The following is a 329-nucleotide window of genomic DNA, read 5'->3' as shown; positions in this document are numbered from 1 at the left end:
CAACTGCTGGTCGGTTTGCTGGCCATTCTCAAGGCCGGCGGCGCCTACGTGCCGCTCGACGTGGATTACCCCGCCGAGCGCCTGGCGTACATGCTGGCCGATTGTGATGCTGGCCTGTTGCTCAGCCACAGCAGCCTGGTGGGCAAGCTGCCACAGGTCGATGGCGTCAGCACCATCGCCCTCGACCAGCTGCACCTGGACAGCTGGCCCAGCCAGGCCCCCGGCTTGCACCTGCAAGGTGACAACCTGGCCTACGTCATCTACACATCCGGCTCCACCGGCCAGCCCAAAGGCGTGGGCAATACTCACGCGGCGCTGGCCGAGCGTTT

General features: G+C 66.0%; 1 protein-coding gene. It reads left to right on the top strand.

Features of this window, described 5'->3' with window-relative positions:
• On the top strand, window positions 1–329 hold a 329-nt coding region (locus tag QWI17_RS20085; RefSeq protein WP_302724314.1), incomplete at both ends, for an AMP-binding protein.

Origin of the sequence: Gilvimarinus gilvus, from assembly GCF_030518155.1 — a bacterium.
GTDB lineage: Bacteria > Pseudomonadota > Gammaproteobacteria > Pseudomonadales > Cellvibrionaceae > Gilvimarinus > Gilvimarinus gilvus.
This window is presented reverse-complemented; position numbering and strand designations above follow the sequence as displayed.